Genomic DNA, 16552 nt, shown 5'->3' with positions numbered 1-16552 from the left:
TTGCGGGTCCAGCGGCGCGGTCTGGTCGAGCGCGACCGCGCCCGCCGCTGGGCCGAGCGCGATGGCTGCTACGAGGCCACCTTCGCGGCCATGAACCCGAGCTGACACAGCGTCCCGAAACAAGTTCGCCCGGGAACGGCTATCCGCTCCCGGGCGATCAACACCTTACCGTCGCGAGCGCCTAGTTCGGCACCGCAGCCTTCGACGCCGGCTTGGCGGCGACCGCATTCGCGGTTTGGCCGTGCAGGAAGTCGTAGGCCGTATGCAGGGCCTTGTCGTCTTTCGCTTCCGGTGGGACATAGGACTGCGACCCGGTCTGCTCGGTGCCGTCGGCTGCCTGGAGATGACCGCGCATCTGGGACTCCGCCATGGTGTCCATCCGGCCCTTCAGCTCGGGCGGCACGTCTTGGAGGATCTCGATGTCGGGCGCGATGCCCTGGGCCTGGATCGAGCGGCCCGAGGGCGTGTAGTAGCGCGCCGTGGTCAGCGCCAGCGCGCCGTTGCCGGTGCCGAGCGGAATGATGGTCTGCACCGAGCCCTTGCCGAACGAGCGCGTGCCGATCAGCGTCGCGCGCTTGTGGTCATGCAGCGCGCCGGCCACGATTTCCGAGGCTGAGGCGGAGCCGCCGTTGACGAGAACCACCAGCGGCTTGCCCTTGGTGAGGTCGCCACCATGGGCGGTAAAGCGCTGGGTCTCTTCCGGATTGCGGCCGCGGGTCGAGACGACCTCGCCACGCTGCAGGAACGCGCTCGACACCGACACGGCCTGGTCGAGCAATCCGCCCGGATTGTTGCGCAGGTCCATCACGTAGCCTACCAGCTTCTCCGGCGGAACCTCCTTGGTGATCGATGCGATCGCCTTCTTCAGGCCATCGGTGGTCTGCTCGTTGAACGAGGTGACGCGGATATAGCCGATATCCCCGTTCTCGACGTGGAAGCGCACGGGACGCACATGGATGATCTCGCGCTTGATCGCGACGTCGAGCGGGGCGTCGGCGCCCTTGCGCACGATCGTGAGCTTGGTCTGGGTCTCGACCGGCCCCTTCATCTTGTTGACGGCCTGCTCGAGCGTCATGCCCTGCACGGCATCGCCGTCGATCTTGCTGATGAGGTCGCCCGACATGATGCCGGCCTTGGATGCCGGCGTGTCGTCGATCGGCGAGACGACCTTGACCAGCCCCTCCTCCATCGTGACCTCGATGCCGAGCCCGCCGAACTCGCCGGAGGTGGTCTCCTGCATCTCGGTCCAGGCCTTGTCGTTCATGTAGCGCGAGTGCGGATCGAGCGAGGTCACCATGCCGGTGATCGCGCCTTCGATCAGCTTGGCATTGTCAGGCTTCTCGACATAGCTCGCCTTCACCCGCTCGAACACTTCGCCGAACAGATTGAGCTTGGAATAGGCGTCATCCGCGCTCGCTGCCGCCCGTGCCGCCCATACGCCGCCGTGCGGACTGGCTACCAAAAGGGTCAGACACGCTCCGGTGAGCGCGCCCAGTGGAAACAGCAGGGTTTTCCGCATGGATAGGCTGGCCTTTTTGCTTCGCGGTTCGGTGGGGCTGGGAGCCGCCATGCAAATGGCGATCCAGCCTGCTTCTCACAATACCATTCTGGTTTCTTCAAGGCCGGGATGCCACGCCGGCGGGTACACCGTAAAAATCGGTTGGTCCGGACCCAAACTTTCGGCAACGTTGCAGGACCGGTTCGTGCGCCGCGGGGGTCGGCCGGCCGGCCCGCGCCTCGCAGCCATGCCATTTTAGGATGGTTTTGGCGCCCCGGACGGGTTAGGCGATCAGGGAAGGCTTCAAATTCTCGGGAGGATAACAATGAACGAAGCACCCCGCATCCAACCGGAAAGGAACGTCGAGCTCGGCGCTAGCACCGAGCCGTTCCAGAATCTGCATGAATTCATCCGGAAAGCCCGCGCCAACCTCAACCAGAATGCATGGGACTATATCGTCGGCGCGGCCGAGACCGAGACCACGATGCGTCGCAACCGCATGGCGCTGGACGAGATCGCTTTCCGCCCGCGCGTGCTGCGCGATGTTCGCAAGGTTACAGGTTCGGTCGAACAGTTCGGCCGCAAGATGCGCCTGCCCGTGGTCCTCGCCCCGGTCGGCGCGCTCGAGATCTTCGATCCGGATGGTGCGGCGAGCGTGGCACGCGCCTGCGGCACTTTCGGTGCGGCGCACATGCTCAGTTCGGTGTCCGAGCCCGGCCTAGAAAAGACCGCCGAAGCTGCGTCCGACGCGCTGCGGCTCTACCAGCTCTATGTGCGCGGCGATGACGCCTTCGTCGCCGACGTCGTCAGCCGGGCCGAGAAGAACGCCTACGCCGCCTTCTGCCTGACCGTCGACACCGCCCACTACAGCCGCCGCGAACGTGACATCGCCAAGCGCTACGTTCGCGAGAGCCGCTTGCGCGCCACCGGGGGCGATTACCAGAAGGGTCTGGAGTGGCGGACGGTGAAGATGATCAAGGACAAGTTCAAGATCCCGCTGATCCTCAAGGGCATCGCGACGCCAGAGGACGCGCTGATCGCGATCGATCACGGCGTCGAATGGATCTACGTCTCCAACCATGGCGGCCGTCAGCTCGATCACGGTCGCGGCGCCATGCACGTGCTGCCCGAGATCGTCGACGCCGTGAACGGCCGCGCCAAGATCATGGTCGATGGCGGTGTCTGTCGCGGCACCGACATCGTCAAGGCGATCGCGGCGGGCGCCGACCTCGTCGGCATCGGCCGGCTGCAATGCTGGGCGCTGGCGGCGGCCGGCGAAGCCGGCGTGGCGCGCATGCTGGAACTGCTCGAGGACGAAGTGCTGCGCTGCCTCGGCCTCTTGGGTGCGACCTCGTTCGCCGAGGTCAACAAATCCTGCCTGCACCAGGCGACCGCAACCAACGCGCCGAGTGTGTTCAGCGCGTTTCCGCTGTTCGACCACGAGCCGTATCGATACTGAGTGAAAGGACGCAGGTGACATCGCTCTCTCCCGGCAGCGCGGATGCGCTCCTGTTCGATCTCGGCCGCGTCGTGCTCGATATCGATTTCTCCAAGGCGATCGCCTGCTGGGCGGGACATGCCGGCTGCAAGCCCGAAGCCATCGTCGCGCGCTATGTGCGGGACAGCGAAGCCTATCGGTTGCACGAGATGGGGAAGATCAGCGATGAGGACTATTTCGCCTCATTGCGAGCCTCGCTCGGAATCGGCATTTCGGATGCGCAGTTCCTGGAAGGCTGGAACGCGATTTTCGCCGGCGAAATGCCTGACATCGCCGAGCTGCTGCCGCGCGCAGCGAAACAGATGCCGCTCTATGCTTTCTCCAACACCAACCGGCCGCACGTGGACCATTTCTCGAGGGAATATGCCGACCTCCTCGGCCATTTCCGCGAGCTGTATTTGTCGTCCAGCATCGGCCTGCGCAAACCGGATGCGGAGGCCTTCGACCACGTCGTTGCGGCGATCGGCGTGCCCGCCGGGCGCATCGTGTTCTTCGACGATCTTGCCGAAAACATCGAGGGAGCGCGCGCGCGCGGCTTGACGGCGGTGCATGTGACCTCGCCGCGTGACGTCGGGAACGCATTGAAGGCATTGGGCATTTGACGACGGTCCGTTGTCGCGAAACCCACGACGGCACGGCCCGACGGACCAATTTTGAAAAATTGAGGAACCGGATCACTTTGTACATTTTTATACAGAGTTCCGGGAACGGAATACCGCCTTCCGGACTCTTAGAGTCCGTTGGGACTTCTACGGACGGATGCATCATCGTGCTGGGCAAAACCTACCTCACCAAGCAGGCCTCTCTTCTTCTTGAATTCGCGAGGACAACTTCAGATTCGGACCTTTCCGCCAAGCTTGTGAGCAAGGCCGCCGACCTGAAATCCCAAGCCGACCCGCTGCCCGACAAGGATCAGGGATCCAAGGCGCCCGACGTAACTCCCGGGCAGGCAGGGAGCTGATCGATTCAGGCCATGGCGCGTTCTCGCCTTGCCATGATTTTCGTCGCTTCCATGACCACTCTCCTGCCGATCTGTGACCTCCTTCGGATCATGCCGCGACGCGCTTGATCCTGCCTTCCGGAACAATGTGAAGGGGCGGGATGACTGTGCCTGCTCAGCCGCTTTTGCCTCTGCGCCTGCGCTCGGCTAGAAGACGTGCGGAACATTCGCCCGAACGTGCCGAGCAGGAGTTTTCGCCGTGGCCTTGATGCCGGTTTCTGACGCGCTTGCCGCGGTGCTGGCGGGTGCAGAGCCGCTGCCGGAAGAAATGATTTCCCTCGACGAGGCCTACCATCGCGTGCTCGCGCGTGACGTCGTGGCGCGGCGCACGCAGCCGCCGCAAGCGATGTCGGCGATGGACGGCTACGCGGTGCGCGCGGCCGACGCCGCGACGATCGATTCGGAGCTCACCGTCATCGGCGAAGTCGCAGCGGGCCGACCGTTCGAGGGGACGGTCGGAGCCGGCGAGGCCGTGCGGATCTTCACCGGCGGCGTCATTCCCTTTGGCGCGGACGCCGTCGTGATCCAGGAGGACACGGTCGCCGCCGGCAAGCGCATCACGATCAAGGAAGCCGCGATCGCCGGCCGGCACATCCGCCCCGCCGGCGTCGATTTCCGCGAGGGCGACGTGCTCCTGCGCAAGGGAAGCCGTCTGACCGAGCGAGACCTCGCGCTCGCCGCCGGGATGAATCATCCGCACCTTGCCGTTGTCAGGCGTCCGAAGGTCGCGATTCTCGCCACCGGCGACGAGCTGGTGATGCCGGGCACCACGCCCGGCCACGGCCAGATCGTCTATTCCAACGGCTACGCCCTGCACGCGCTCGCCCGCAGCGAGGGCGCCGAGACCATCGACCTCGGTATTGCCGCCGACACGCTCGAGGCCACCACCGCCGGCATCCGCCGCGCCCGCGAGAGCGGCGCCGACGTCCTGATCACGACCGGCGGCGCATCGGTCGGCGACCACGATCTGGTCCAGCAGGCACTGCGGGACGAAGGCATCGCGATGGCGTTCTGGAAGATCGCGATGCGGCCAGGCAAGCCGATGATGCACGGGCGACTCGGCGCAATGGGTGTGATCGGCCTGCCGGGCAATCCCGTATCGTCCTACGTGTGCGCTTTCCTGTTCATGGTGCCGCTGATTCGCGCCCTGTCGGGCCGTTCAGTGATTCACCATCGCCGTGAACGCGCCGTGCTCGGCCGCGACGTCGGCGCCAACGACCAGCGCGAGGACTATCTGCGCGCGCATCTTGAGGAGCGTGACGATGGCACACGCGTCGTTGTTCCCGTCAATCATCAGGACTCTTCGCTGCTTGCGAATCTCGCTGCAGCACAGGTACTTCTCGTCCGCGCACCATTCGCGCCGAAGGCCGAAGCCGGCACGGCTTGCGAAGTGTTGCGGCTCCCCGTCTGAGCGCCCCCGCAACGCGCGTTCCGCGCACTTTGCTCTGTTCACGGTAAATTAAGCAGTTGCGGAACATGTATCGAACATATAGTGTCTGTTCATGATTTGTTTCGAGCATGCAGCGGCTTATGGCCGAATTCAGCGTCTCGGAATCGGACGACATCAACCGGGGGACTTTGGTCGAGATGTTAACGCGCAAACAATACGAGCTTCTGCGGTTCATCAGTGAACGTCTGAAGGAAAGCGGCGTGCCGCCCTCCTTCGACGAGATGAAGGATGCGCTCGATCTGCGCTCGAAGTCGGGCATCCATCGCCTGATCACGGCGCTCGAGGAGCGTGGCTTCATCCGACGCCTGCCCAACCGCGCCCGTGCGATTGAAGTCATCAAGCTGCCGGAGCTCCAGGCAGCCGCTGGCAGCCGCCGCGGCTTCACGCCGAGCGTCATCGAGGGCAATCTCGGCAAGGTGCGTGCGAGCGCGAGCCTGCCCGCTGACGAGGGCGAACGTCCCGTCGCGGTGCCGGTGATGGGCCGCATCGCGGCCGGCACGCCGATCGAGGCGTTGCAGACCCGCAGCCATACTATCAGCGTACCGCCTGACATGCTCGGCTCGGGCGAGCATTACGCGCTGGAAGTGCGCGGCGACTCGATGGTCGAAGCCGGCATTCTCGACGGCGACATGGCCCTGATCCAGCGCAACGAGAGCGCCGATACCGGCGACATCGTGGTGGCGCTGATCGACGACGAGGAAGCGACGCTGAAGCGCTTCCGCCGTCGCGGCGCCTCGATCGCGCTCGAGCCCGCCAACGCGGCCTATGAGGTCCGCATCCTGCCGCCCAACCGGGTGAAGATTCAGGGCAAGCTGATCGGGCTTTACCGGAAGTACTGATACCGGGAGTCCTTTCTATCGGCAGTACTTCATATCGGAAGCACTTCATGCCGGAGGTGCTTGGCGCCTCGCGCGCTTCCGATCGGCATCGCCGGTCAGAGATTGGAGCGGATCATCGTCCGCTCCGGCTGGATAGCCTTTCTGGTTCTGCACAGACTATCCGGCCCCTCCTCCAACGCTGGCTCCTCGCCACGCCGACGAAGCAGCACCGCTTCAAGCAGCACCGCTTCGCGGCTCGGTTGTTCGAGGAAACAGCGACCAGCGGTCAAGTTCGGCCGTTGCAGCCAAGTTGGCAATGTTCGCGTACGCGCCTCCCGAATGCATCGCGGCGAGCTTTGTTCCTATTGAATTCGGGAAAGATAATGTGATCGCGGCTTGCGGAAGCCAGCCGCAGATTTGCCCACAACCAAGCACAGCGTTCGTGCTTCCACTCTGATAGAGGCCTGCGCCTCGATAAGAGACGCGGGTTGCTATCCCAGCATGAGGAGCACCCGATGTGTGACTACAGCCTACATGCCGTCGCGTCGCGCCCCGCCGAAGTCGGCGAGACGATCGTCACGACAAGCTTCCGCGGCACCTCGACGCGCGGCTTCGCCTCTGCAGCCGATCCGTCCGTCGCCGTCTGCCTGCTGCCGGGGACGGAGCTCGCCTTCGCCGACGACGTCCGCTACGACAATCGCTGGATCTGGACGCGCACCATCAATTCCCGCGTCGGCAAGTTCGGCAAGATCGATCCGCACGTTCCCGACCGCCATCATGATGCGATCGAATTCCCCGACGGCAAATACGTGCTGGTGACGCAGCTCGTCGAAGGCCAGCGCGCGACGGTGCTGCAACTGCCGGTGACTCAGTCGGTCACCGAGCGCGAGCACAAGGCGCAGATCACCGCCGACAGGCAGCCGACCGTCACGCACCTGCCGATCGGCTGACAGAGCCGCCCTCCGGCTACGAGGTCGGAGGTCAGGATTGAATCGCCATCGCCGGCCGTGGCCGGCGAGATGGTGTGGTTTGCGCCCCGCGAATCCGAACGGACGCACCGAACCACTGCGTTGCTCCGCACCATCAGATCAATCGTCGGCTTGCAGGTCGGTGTCCGCCGGCGTTGCGTCCTTGATGCGAGGCGCGGTCGACTTTGGCGCGAGGCTGCCGTCGAAATCACCCTCGCCGGCGCCGGCCGGCAACCAGGGGCGGCTCGTGCCTCTCGCCCTCACTGCCTGAACCACAAAACCGTCACCACGCTGCGTCAGCGCCAGCGCGCTCTGGCTGGCGAGCCGCTGCCGATCGACCACCATCGCCGCGCAATCGGGCGGCGCGGGACGAGTCGTCACCACCAGGGCGGCCCGACTGCAATCGTCTGCGAGAGCGTCGACGCGCAGTGCCAGCGCGACCAGCCTCCCGTCGGCCAGTGGCGTCACGCAGCCGGATTCGTCGCAGGACACGCCATCGGCAAGCGAGGCTCTGCCCGCATCGCGCGGATCGGCGTCGGCAGCGAGCCATTCCTTGAGCAGAAAGCCGTCCTTGTTCGTCCTGATCAGGTGCAGATATCCGTCCCTGCCCCGCACCGCGACGCTCGCGCCATCCCCGGCAATCAGGATGTCGGGCTGCCGCGCCGACAGTCCCCAGAGGATCGCTGCCAGCAGCACCAGGGCGCCGGACCAGCGCAGCGGCGTGCGCAACAAGCCGAGCACAATGATTCCCAGGCTCGCCGCGATCAGCGGCGCGATCCCGAACGCCGGGATGCGGCCCACCGCGCCCGGCAAGGCCGCGACCCAGCGCGAGACCGCGACCATCCACTCGATGCCAATCCCCATCAGCCACCAGAACACGCTGTCCAGCCCGAACGGCGCAGCAAGCAGCCCCAACAGCCCCGCCGGCATCACCAGCGCAGAGACCACGGGCATCGCGCCGAGATTGGCGAGCACGCCGAACGGCGTGACACGGTGGAAATGAAAGGCGGCATAGGGCGTGGTCGCAAGTCCCGCAATCAGCGAAGCCATGAACAGCATCGCAATCTCGCGCCCACCCCAGTCGCAATGCGCGCAGTCGCCGAATTGTCCGGCGAGGCAAACAAATTGGGCATGCCGATTTGCACCAGTGCGACCAAGCCGAGCGTTGCCGCAAACGACATCTGAAAACTCGGATGCACCAGCGCTTCCGGCGCGACCGCCAGCACGATCAGCGCAGCCACAGCAAGCGTGCGGAAGGTGATGGCGCGGCGATCGACCATCACCGCGATCAGCACCACCGCCGTCATGAAGAACGACCTTTGCGTGGCGACCTCCGCGCCCGACAGCAGCAGGTAGAACGCAGCGGCGACCAGCGCGGCGGCGGCCGACCATTTCTTGATGGCGAAGCCGGCTGCCAGTCCGGGGATCAGAGCGAGCAGCGCGCGCACCGCGAAGAACACGACGCCGGCAACGACGGCCATGTGATAACCGGAGATCGAGAGCACGTGGCCGAGGCCGGAGATGAACATCGCATCGTTGACGGGCGTGGTGATCGCATCGCGCCGCCCGGTGAGCAGCGCGGTCGCGATCGCCCGATTGTCGCCGTCGAGCGTCGCCCGGATGCGGGCATCGATCGCATCGCGCAGGCCTTGCATGAAGGCCGCGTAACGCAGCCGTAAGCCGCCGGTCTCAGGCGGCGACGCCACCGTGATGGCGCCCATCGCGAAGCCGGAGGCGCCGATGCCCTGGAAGAACATGTCACGCGAAAAGTCGTAGCTGCCGGGCCGCACCGGCGCGAGTGGCGGCATCAGCCGTGCCTTCAGCTGAACGAAGCTACCGACCTCCGGCGCGGTGCCCTTGCGGACCGACAGGCGCACGCGCTCGAGCCTGACGTCGCTGCGCTGCGCCTCCATCGCCGTGACGCGCAGCACGAAACGATCGGTACGCTCGCGGATGTCGCGAGCCTCGACGAAGCCCGACAACGACACCGAATAGAGCGCCCTTGCCAGCACCGGGTGGGCGATGCGCGCCGTCTTCCAGGTTGCGACGGCAAAGCCGGCCGCGACCGCCGCGATCATGATGGCCGGGGCGAACAGCCGGCTCCGCCGCAACAGAGCCGCGCCAAGCAGGAGCGCGATGGCGGTCGTGGCAACGACCCACAGCACCGGCTCATGATCGGCAGAGAAATAAAGCGCGATGCCGCAGCCAAACGCGACGGGCACCCACGGCAACAGCCGCCCGGCGCCCGCCTCGGCGCGCAGCCAGGCGCGGAGGGTCTCGGCCAGCGATGTCCAGAGGTCGAGGCCTGCAGGCGCGAGGCCGCCCGCGGACGCGGCGCGGCCCGCGGGCCACGTCCCCGCGATCCCCTGCGATCGTACCGGCCGGCCCGGCTCCGCCATTCCCTGCACTCGATGATACGCAACGAAGCCAGAAGCTACCGGAACGTGCAGGTGGGCGGATAGCGGTACGGATCAGGAACGAAGGGGCGCGGCCGCTACTTTTCCTCTTCCATCGTCACGGCCACATCCGCCTTGGCCGACAGCCTGACCTTGTTGCCCTCGATATCGGCGACGAGGCCCTTGTCGATGAAGTGATGATGGCCCTTGTGGCTGCCCTCGCCGCTGTCCTTCTTGGTCAGCTTGATGCGATTGCCTTCGACCTTGTCGACGGTGCCGATGTGGACGCCGTCGGCGCCGATCACTTCCATATGCTCTGCGATGTTCTGCATGGTGGGTTCCTTGTTGGACCCACCCCAACGCGCGGGGAGCACGTTCGTTCTCTCACGAGAATGACGAAGCCGTGTGCCCGCTCGTCAGATCAGCGGCGCCTGCGACGAAGCATGGTGATTGACGATCTTCCACTCGCCGTCCTCGCGCATGATGACCCAGCTCATCTTGACCGAGAAATCGGGGCGTTCGCCGGCGAGATCGAACGAGATGGTCGCGGCCATATTGATCAGATCAGGACCTGCCTGCGCCGCCGTCACCTCGGAAAACACCGCGCTCGGCTTGCGCCAGCGCGGCAGGCCGTTGAAATAGTCTGCGACGCCGGCCCTGCCCCGGTAGAGCTTTGGGTTGGAGCCGAAGAAGAAGGCATTCCTCGCATAGAGCGATGAGAGCGCGGCCGCATCGAGCGTGGCGAAGCCGGCGCGCCATTTCGCGATGATGCCGGAAACGATAGCGTCGGCTTCGTTGCTCATTGTGGTCTCGCAGCTCTTTTCAGCCTTTGGCAACTTCCTTCGCGAACGTGTCGCGCAGACCGATAGTCCTGGAAAATACCGGTCTGTCGGACGTCGAGTCCTTGTCGCGCACGAAATAGCCCTGGCGCTCGAACTGCATCGGCTCGGTCGAATTGCTTTCCGCGACCGATGCCTCGACGCGGGCATTAGCGAGAATTTCCAGTGACTGCGGATTGAGGTCGGCGGCGAAGTTCGAGGCGTCCGGGCTCGGTTTGGCAAACAGCTGATTGTAGATGCGGATTTCCGCGGGCACGGATGTCGCCGCCGGCAGCCAGTGCATGGTGGCCTTGACCTTGCGGCCATCGGGCGCGTTGCCGCCCTTGGTCGCGGGATCGTAGGTGCAGCGCAGCTCCACCACCTCGCCGGCATCGTTCTTGATCACGCCGGTGCACTTGACGAAATAGGCGTAGCGCAGCCGCACCTCGTTGCCCGGCGACAGACGGAAGAACTTTTTCGGCGGGTTCTCCATGAAGTCGTCCTGCTCGATATAGAGCTCACGGCCGAACGTGATCTTGCGGGTGCCGGCGGAGGGATCATCCGGATGGTTGATCGCCTCGAGCTCCTCGGTCTGCCCCTCGGGATAATTCTCGATCACGATCTTGAGCGGCTTAAGCACCGCCATGCGCCGCTGCGACGTGCGGTTCAATTCCTCGCGGATGCAGAATTCCAGCATGCCGACGTCGACCACGCTATTGGCTTTCGCAACGCCGATGCGCTTGACGAATTCGCGAAGCGCGGCCGGCGGCACGCCGCGGCGGCGCATGCCCGCCATGGTGGGCATGCGCGGGTCGTCCCAGCCCGCGACATGGCCCTCGCGGACGAGCTGGGTCAGCACACGCTTGGACAGCAGCGTGTAGGTCAGGTTCAGCCGCGCGAATTCGTACTGGTGCGGCTTCGAGGGCACCGGCAGCTTCTCGATGAACCAGTCGTAGAGCGGCCGATGGTCCTCGAACTCCAGCGTGCAGATCGAGTGCGTGATGCCTTCGATGGCGTCCGATTGGCCGTGGGCATAGTCGTAGCTTGGATAGATGCTCCATTTGGTCCCGGTGCGCGGATGGTGCGCATGCAGGATGCGGTACAGCACGGGGTCGCGCAGATTGATGTTGCCCGCACCCATGTCGATCTTGGCCCGCAGCACGCGCGCGCCGTTCGGGAATTCGCCCGCCTTCATGCGACGGAACAGGTCGAGGTTTTCATCCACGGTGCGATCGCGGAACGGCGAGTTCTTGCCGGGCTCGGTCAGCGTGCCGCGCGCAAGACGAATCTGCTCCTGGGTCTGGTCATCGACATAGGCGAGCCCGTCGCGGATCAGCTGCTCCGCCCATTCGTAGAGGCGGTCGAAATAGTCCGAAGCGAAGAACAGGTTCTTGCCCCAGTCGAAGCCGAGCCAGCGCACGTCGGCCTGGATGGAATCGATATATTCCTGCTCTTCCTTGACCGGATTGGTGTCGTCGAAGCGCAGATGGCAACGGCCCGGAAACTCTTGGGCGATGCCGAAATTGAGCGCGATCGACTTGGCGTGGCCGATATGGAGATAACCGTTCGGCTCCGGCGGGAACCGGGTCACGATCTCCTTGTATTTGGCCTCCTCGAGGTCGGCCTGGATGATGTCACGAATGAAATCGCGCCCAACCTCGTTCGCCACCGGTTCTGTCATTACGAAAATCCTGTAGGGAAATCAGCGGCCCTTCTGCCAAATTCCCTTGGCTGAGCCAAGGGCTTAAGCAAGGTCTCAAGCAACCCCTGGCGGTCCGCTGCCGGGCTTTAGTTATGCTCCGGTCCTGTTATATACCAGCGCCTCCAATGCATAGGCCCTGCCAAGAATGACCTCTCCCGTCGTCACCCGTTTCGCTCCTTCGCCGACCGGCTTCCTCCATATCGGGGGCGCGCGCACGGCGCTGTTCAACTGGCTCTATGCGAAGAAGCACGGCGGCAAGATGCTGCTCCGGATCGAGGACACCGACCGGGAGCGCTCCACCGAGGCCGCGATCGGCGCCATCCTCGACGGCCTGAAATGGCTGGAGCTCGGCTGGGATGGCGACGTCATCTACCAGTTCAGCCGCGCCGCCCGCCACCGCGAGGTCGCCGAGCAGCTGCTCGCCGACGGCAAGGCCTATCGCTGCTACGCCACCGCCGAGGAGCTCACCGCGATGCGCGAGAAGGCGCGCGCAGAGGGGCGCACGCGCCTCTATGACGGCCTGTGGCGCGACCGCGATCCGGCGACGGCCCCGACCGACGTAAAGCCCACCATCCGGCTCCGTGCGCCCCAGACCGGCGAGACCGTGATCGAGGACCAGGTCCAGGGCCGCGTGGTCTGGCAGAACGAGAATCTGGATGACCTCGTCCTGCTGCGCGGCGATGGCAACCCGACCTACATGCTCGCTGTGGTGGTCGACGATCACGACATGGGCGTCACCCACGTCATCCGCGGCGACGACCATTTGATCAACGCGGCCCGCCAAAAGCAGATCTACGACGCGATGGGCTGGACGCTGCCGAGCATGTCCCACATCCCCCTGATTCATGGCCCGGACGGCTCAAAGCTCTCCAAGAGGCACGGCGCGCTTGGCGTCGATGCCTACCGCGCCATGGGGTACCTCCCGTCCGCGCTCCGCAACTATCTCGTCCGGCTCGGCTGGAGCCATGGCGACCAGGAAATCTTCTCGACGGAGGAGATGATCGCGGCGTTCGATCTTGCCAGCGTCGGCCGCGCAGCAGCGCGCTTCGATTTTGCCAAGCTGGAAAACCTCAACGGCCACTACATCCGCAATGCCGACGATCAATCACTCGTGAAGATGTTCGAGGACGTGCTCGACCACGTCGTGCCCAGCCGCGACGAGCTTAAGGCCAAGTTAAACGACACCACGCGCGCGCAGCTCCTGAAGGCCATGCCGGCCCTGAAGGAGCGCGCCAAGACGCTGATCGAGCTGATCGACAGCGCCTATTTCATTTTCGCGGACCGGCCGCTGGAGCTTGACCCGAAGGCGGCGGCGCTGCTGACGCCTGAGAACCGCAAGCTGATCGGCCAGCTTCATTCCGCGCTGGAGAAAGTCGAGACGTGGAGCGCGGCCAATGCGGAAGCCGCGCTGCGCGCCTTTGCCGAGGAAAATAGTCTCAAGCTCGGCGCGGTCGCCCAGCCGCTGCGGGCCGCGCTGACCGGTCGGACGACGTCGCCCGGCATATTCGAGGTTTTGGACGTCCTGGGACGCCAGGAAAGCCAGGGCCGGCTTAAGGATCAGGCTAAGGACTAGCTGAGGGCCAGCCTACGACGTAAGTCGACCATGCGTGGCGCCATCTTGCAGCGCACACAGCAATAATATACCCATCTCACCCGTACCTTCTGGAACATCCGGCCTGCCCCGCGATATCTCATCGGGGCCTCCGGGTCCGGCCCGTTTCACCATACATCGGGGACCTCTGATGGACGCCAAACCAAGCAATAAGACCGCCACACTGACGGTCGGAAACAAGAATTTCGATCTTCCGATCCACAGCGGCAGCGTCGGGCCCGACGTCATCGATATCGGCAAGCTCTACGGCCAGTCCGGCCTGTTCACCTACGATCCGGGCTTTACCTCGACCGCGAGCTGCCAGTCCAAGATCACCTATATCGACGGTGACGCGGGCGTGCTGGAATACCGCGGCTATCCGATCGAACAGCTCGCCGAGAATGGCGACTTCCTCGAGACCTGCTATCTGCTGCTGTTCGGGGAGCTTCCGACCGCCGCGCAGAAGAAGGATTTCGACGACCGCGTGATCCATCACACGATGGTGCACGAGCAGATGGCCCGCTTCTTCCAGGGCTTCCGCCGCGACGCCCATCCGATGGCGATCATGGTAGCGGCTGTCGGCGCGCTCGCCGCGTTCTATCACGACTCAACCGACATCAACGATCCGAAGCAGCGCATGATCGCCTCCATGCGCATGATCGCCAAGATCCCGACGCTGGCTGCGATGGCCTACAAATACACGGTCGGCCAGCCCTTCGTGTATCCGAAAAACTCGCTGAAGTTCGCCGAGAACTTCCTGCACATGTGCTTTGCCGTGCCGTGCGAGGACTACAAGATCAACCCGGTGCTGGCTGACGCGCTGGACAAGATCTTCATCCTGCACGCCGACCACGAGCAGAACGCCTCGACCTCGACCGTGCGTATCGCCGGCTCCTCCGGCGCCAACCCGTTCGCCTGCATCGCGGCCGGCATCGCCTGCCTGTGGGGCCCGGCCCATGGCGGCGCCAACGAAGCAGCGCTCGCGATGCTCGCCGAGATCGGCTCGGTCGACAAGATCCCCGAGTTCATCGCCAAGGTGAAGGACAAGAACTCTGAAGTCCGCCTAATGGGCTTCGGTCACCGCGTCTACAAGAACTACGATCCGCGCGCCAAGATCATGCAGAAGATGTGTCACGCCGTGCTCAAGGAGACCGGCCATGGCGACGATCCGATGCTGAAGGTGGCGCTCGAGCTCGAGAAGATCGCGCTCAGCGACCAGTACTTCATCGACCGCAAGCTCTACCCGAACGTCGACTTCTATTCGGGCATCACGCTGAAGGCGATGGGCTTCCCGGTCTCGATGTTCACCGTGCTGTTCGCGGTCGCCCGCACCGTCGGCTGGATCAGCCAGTGGAGCGAGATGATCGAGGATCCGCAGCAGAAGATCGGCCGTCCGCGCCAGCTCTACACCGGCGTCACCCGCCGCGACTACGTTGCGATCAACAACCGGAAGTAAGATCGAGCCCATCACGGCTTTCGAAGCGGCGCCATCTCCGGATGGCGCCGTTTTGTTTTGCACGGACACAACCCTGCTGCCGTGCACAACAACAAGTCGGCGCAATATCTCGGCCGACGCTTGACGTCGCAACGCTTCGCGCGCAAATTCTTACTCTAAGTAAGAATGACGACAGGGATGGAAATGCCGGAGCAGCCGAGAAGTCGGCGGCAGACGCGCGCTGCCATTTTGACTCACCTGCTTCAGTCAGGCGGGTCTTTTCGCCCGCCGCTGGCCAAGGCCGTGCGCCTGTCGGAAGCGAGCCTGTCGCGCATCCTGTTCGATCTGAAGGCCGAAGGCCTGATCGAGGAAGTGCGGCGCCCTGCCCCTTATGTCGGTGGCCCCACGGGTCTCGTGTCGCTCGATAAGGCGGTGGCGCTCGCGGCGTTCGAGCTGACCACTCAGCGGCTCAGCGTCGGGGTCGGGGGCCTGTCGGGCGAACTGCACTACACCGGGCATGTGCCGCTGCCGAAGACGCCGACCGTCGCGACGGTCGGCCGGGCGTTTCGCGAAGCGATGACATTGCTGCGCGAGTGGACGCGGCGTCGACGTATCCCCCTCGCACAGATCGGCGTCTCGATTCCGGGTCTCGGCCGGCTGGGCGCGTCAGGCAATCCGATCATTCCCTGCGATGTCGGGCGGATCAGCGAGATGTTCGGCGAGACGCTTCCCGGCGTGCGGGTCGAGTTCACCAATTCGGTCGTCGCGCACGCCATCTTTCACCGTTGCCGCACGGAGCATTATCCATTCAGCGGCGCGCATCTCTTCGTCTTCGTCGGTCAGGGCGTCGCGGGCACCTGGATGGATGACGCGGTCGAGGACGATGTCCTCCAGCCGGTCGAGCTCGGCCACATGGTGTTCGGAGCCGACGGACCAATTTGCCGCTGCGGTCATCATGGCTGCGTCGAGGCTTATACGTCGCTTCCCGCTTTGGCCGAGCTTCTTGGCGTCGCGGAAGCCGAGTTGCTTGAGCTCGGCAGCGAGTGGGTGACCGCGATGCCGCTCTCGTCGCGCGTGCGGCAGGAATTGCGCCGGCGGCTGTTCCGGCTTGGCCTTGCGATCGGCAATACGCTGAACGTGAAGCCATGCAAGGGCGTCGCGATCAGCGGCTGGCCGTCGCTCCTCACCGAGGACGATCGCAACGCGCTCGTCGAGGGGATCGACGCCAGCCTGTTGGGCGGCCGCAAACACGCGCAAGTGTCGCTCGCTTTCGTGCCGCCGTCGAACGGCAACGATCCGCGGGCGGCGCTGGCATTCGCGTCTTTCTGCCTCGCTTGCCGCGGCGGCATGCCGGCCGCATCGGCCGAGGCCGCCTGAC

Annotated in this window: 13 protein-coding genes and 1 pseudogene; 9 read left to right on the top strand and 5 right to left on the bottom strand. The window is 64.7% G+C overall.

Annotated features, from left to right (window positions below; all coding sequences use genetic code 11):
• Window positions 1-181 precede the first annotated feature (181 nt).
• Window positions 182-1519, bottom strand: a complete 1338-nt coding sequence (locus IVB07_RS18315; RefSeq protein WP_026233497.1) for a S41 family peptidase — start codon at window positions 1517-1519, stop codon at window positions 182-184.
• A 304-nt stretch (window positions 1520-1823) separates the two neighbouring features.
• On the opposite strand from IVB07_RS18315, the gene IVB07_RS18310 reads away from it, so the two are divergent.
• From IVB07_RS18310 to IVB07_RS18285, 6 genes are all read left to right on the top strand, one after another.
• Window positions 1824-2957, top strand: coding sequence for an alpha-hydroxy acid oxidase (locus IVB07_RS18310; protein WP_018458083.1), 1134 nt, complete (start codon window positions 1824-1826; stop codon window positions 2955-2957).
• 14 nt (window positions 2958-2971) lie between these two features.
• The gene (locus IVB07_RS18305) at window positions 2972-3598 is read left to right on the top strand and encodes an HAD family phosphatase (protein ID WP_085395035.1); all 627 of its coding nucleotides are present in this window, start codon (window positions 2972-2974) and stop codon (window positions 3596-3598) included.
• Between the two features lie 167 nt (window positions 3599-3765).
• The gene (locus tag IVB07_RS18300) at window positions 3766-3957 is read left to right on the top strand and encodes a hypothetical protein (RefSeq protein ID WP_026233498.1); all 192 of its coding nucleotides are present in this window, start codon (window positions 3766-3768) and stop codon (window positions 3955-3957) included.
• A 238-nt stretch (window positions 3958-4195) separates the two neighbouring features.
• On the top strand, window positions 4196-5407 hold the full coding sequence (gene glp, locus IVB07_RS18295) for a gephyrin-like molybdotransferase Glp (RefSeq protein WP_085395034.1): 1212 nt from the start codon (window positions 4196-4198) through the stop codon (window positions 5405-5407).
• A 176-nt stretch (window positions 5408-5583) separates the two neighbouring features.
• Window positions 5584-6285 carry a transcriptional repressor LexA gene (gene lexA / locus IVB07_RS18290; RefSeq protein WP_026233499.1) on the top strand — a complete coding sequence of 234 codons (702 nt, stop codon included), beginning with the start codon at window positions 5584-5586 and terminating at the stop codon, window positions 6283-6285.
• A gap of 494 nt (window positions 6286-6779) precedes the next feature.
• Window positions 6780-7214 carry a hypothetical protein gene (locus IVB07_RS18285; protein WP_018458088.1) on the top strand — a complete coding sequence of 145 codons (435 nt, stop codon included), beginning with the start codon at window positions 6780-6782 and terminating at the stop codon, window positions 7212-7214.
• Between the two features lie 138 nt (window positions 7215-7352).
• On the opposite strand, the pseudogene IVB07_RS18280 reads toward IVB07_RS18285, so the two are convergent.
• The 4 genes and pseudogenes from IVB07_RS18280 to IVB07_RS18265 all read right to left on the bottom strand — a co-directional run bounded on the left by IVB07_RS18280 (window position 7353) and on the right by IVB07_RS18265 (window position 12127).
• Window positions 7353-9631: pseudogene (locus tag IVB07_RS18280) on the bottom strand (ComEC/Rec2 family competence protein).
• Window positions 9632-9726: 95 nt separating this feature from the next.
• On the bottom strand, window positions 9727-9960 hold the full coding sequence (locus tag IVB07_RS18275; protein WP_007610829.1) for a DUF2171 domain-containing protein: 234 nt from the start codon (window positions 9958-9960) through the stop codon (window positions 9727-9729).
• Between the two features lie 84 nt (window positions 9961-10044).
• On the bottom strand, window positions 10045-10431 hold the full coding sequence (locus tag IVB07_RS18270; RefSeq protein ID WP_018458090.1) for a nuclear transport factor 2 family protein: 387 nt from the start codon (window positions 10429-10431) through the stop codon (window positions 10045-10047).
• A 19-nt stretch (window positions 10432-10450) separates the two neighbouring features.
• Entirely contained in the window at window positions 10451-12127 is a 1677-nt protein-coding gene (locus IVB07_RS18265) for a glutamine--tRNA ligase/YqeY domain fusion protein (RefSeq protein ID WP_085395031.1), read from the bottom strand.
• 166 nt (window positions 12128-12293) lie between these two features.
• Between IVB07_RS18265 and gltX the strand changes: the two genes are divergently transcribed.
• From gltX to IVB07_RS18250, 3 genes are all read left to right on the top strand, one after another.
• Window positions 12294-13721, top strand: a complete 1428-nt coding sequence (gltX, locus tag IVB07_RS18260; RefSeq protein WP_085353254.1) for a glutamate--tRNA ligase — start codon at window positions 12294-12296, stop codon at window positions 13719-13721.
• A gap of 169 nt (window positions 13722-13890) precedes the next feature.
• Window positions 13891-15195, top strand: a complete 1305-nt coding sequence (gltA, locus tag IVB07_RS18255) for a citrate synthase (RefSeq protein WP_018458093.1) — start codon at window positions 13891-13893, stop codon at window positions 15193-15195.
• Window positions 15196-15372: 177 nt separating this feature from the next.
• Window positions 15373-16551, top strand: coding sequence for an ROK family transcriptional regulator (locus IVB07_RS18250; protein ID WP_198957573.1), 1179 nt, complete (start codon window positions 15373-15375; stop codon window positions 16549-16551).
• Window position 16552 lies beyond the last annotated feature (1 nt).

This window comes from Bradyrhizobium sp. 172 (assembly GCF_023101065.1).
Classification (GTDB): Bacteria; Pseudomonadota; Alphaproteobacteria; order Rhizobiales; family Xanthobacteraceae; genus Bradyrhizobium; species Bradyrhizobium canariense_D.
This window is presented reverse-complemented; position numbering and strand designations above follow the sequence as displayed.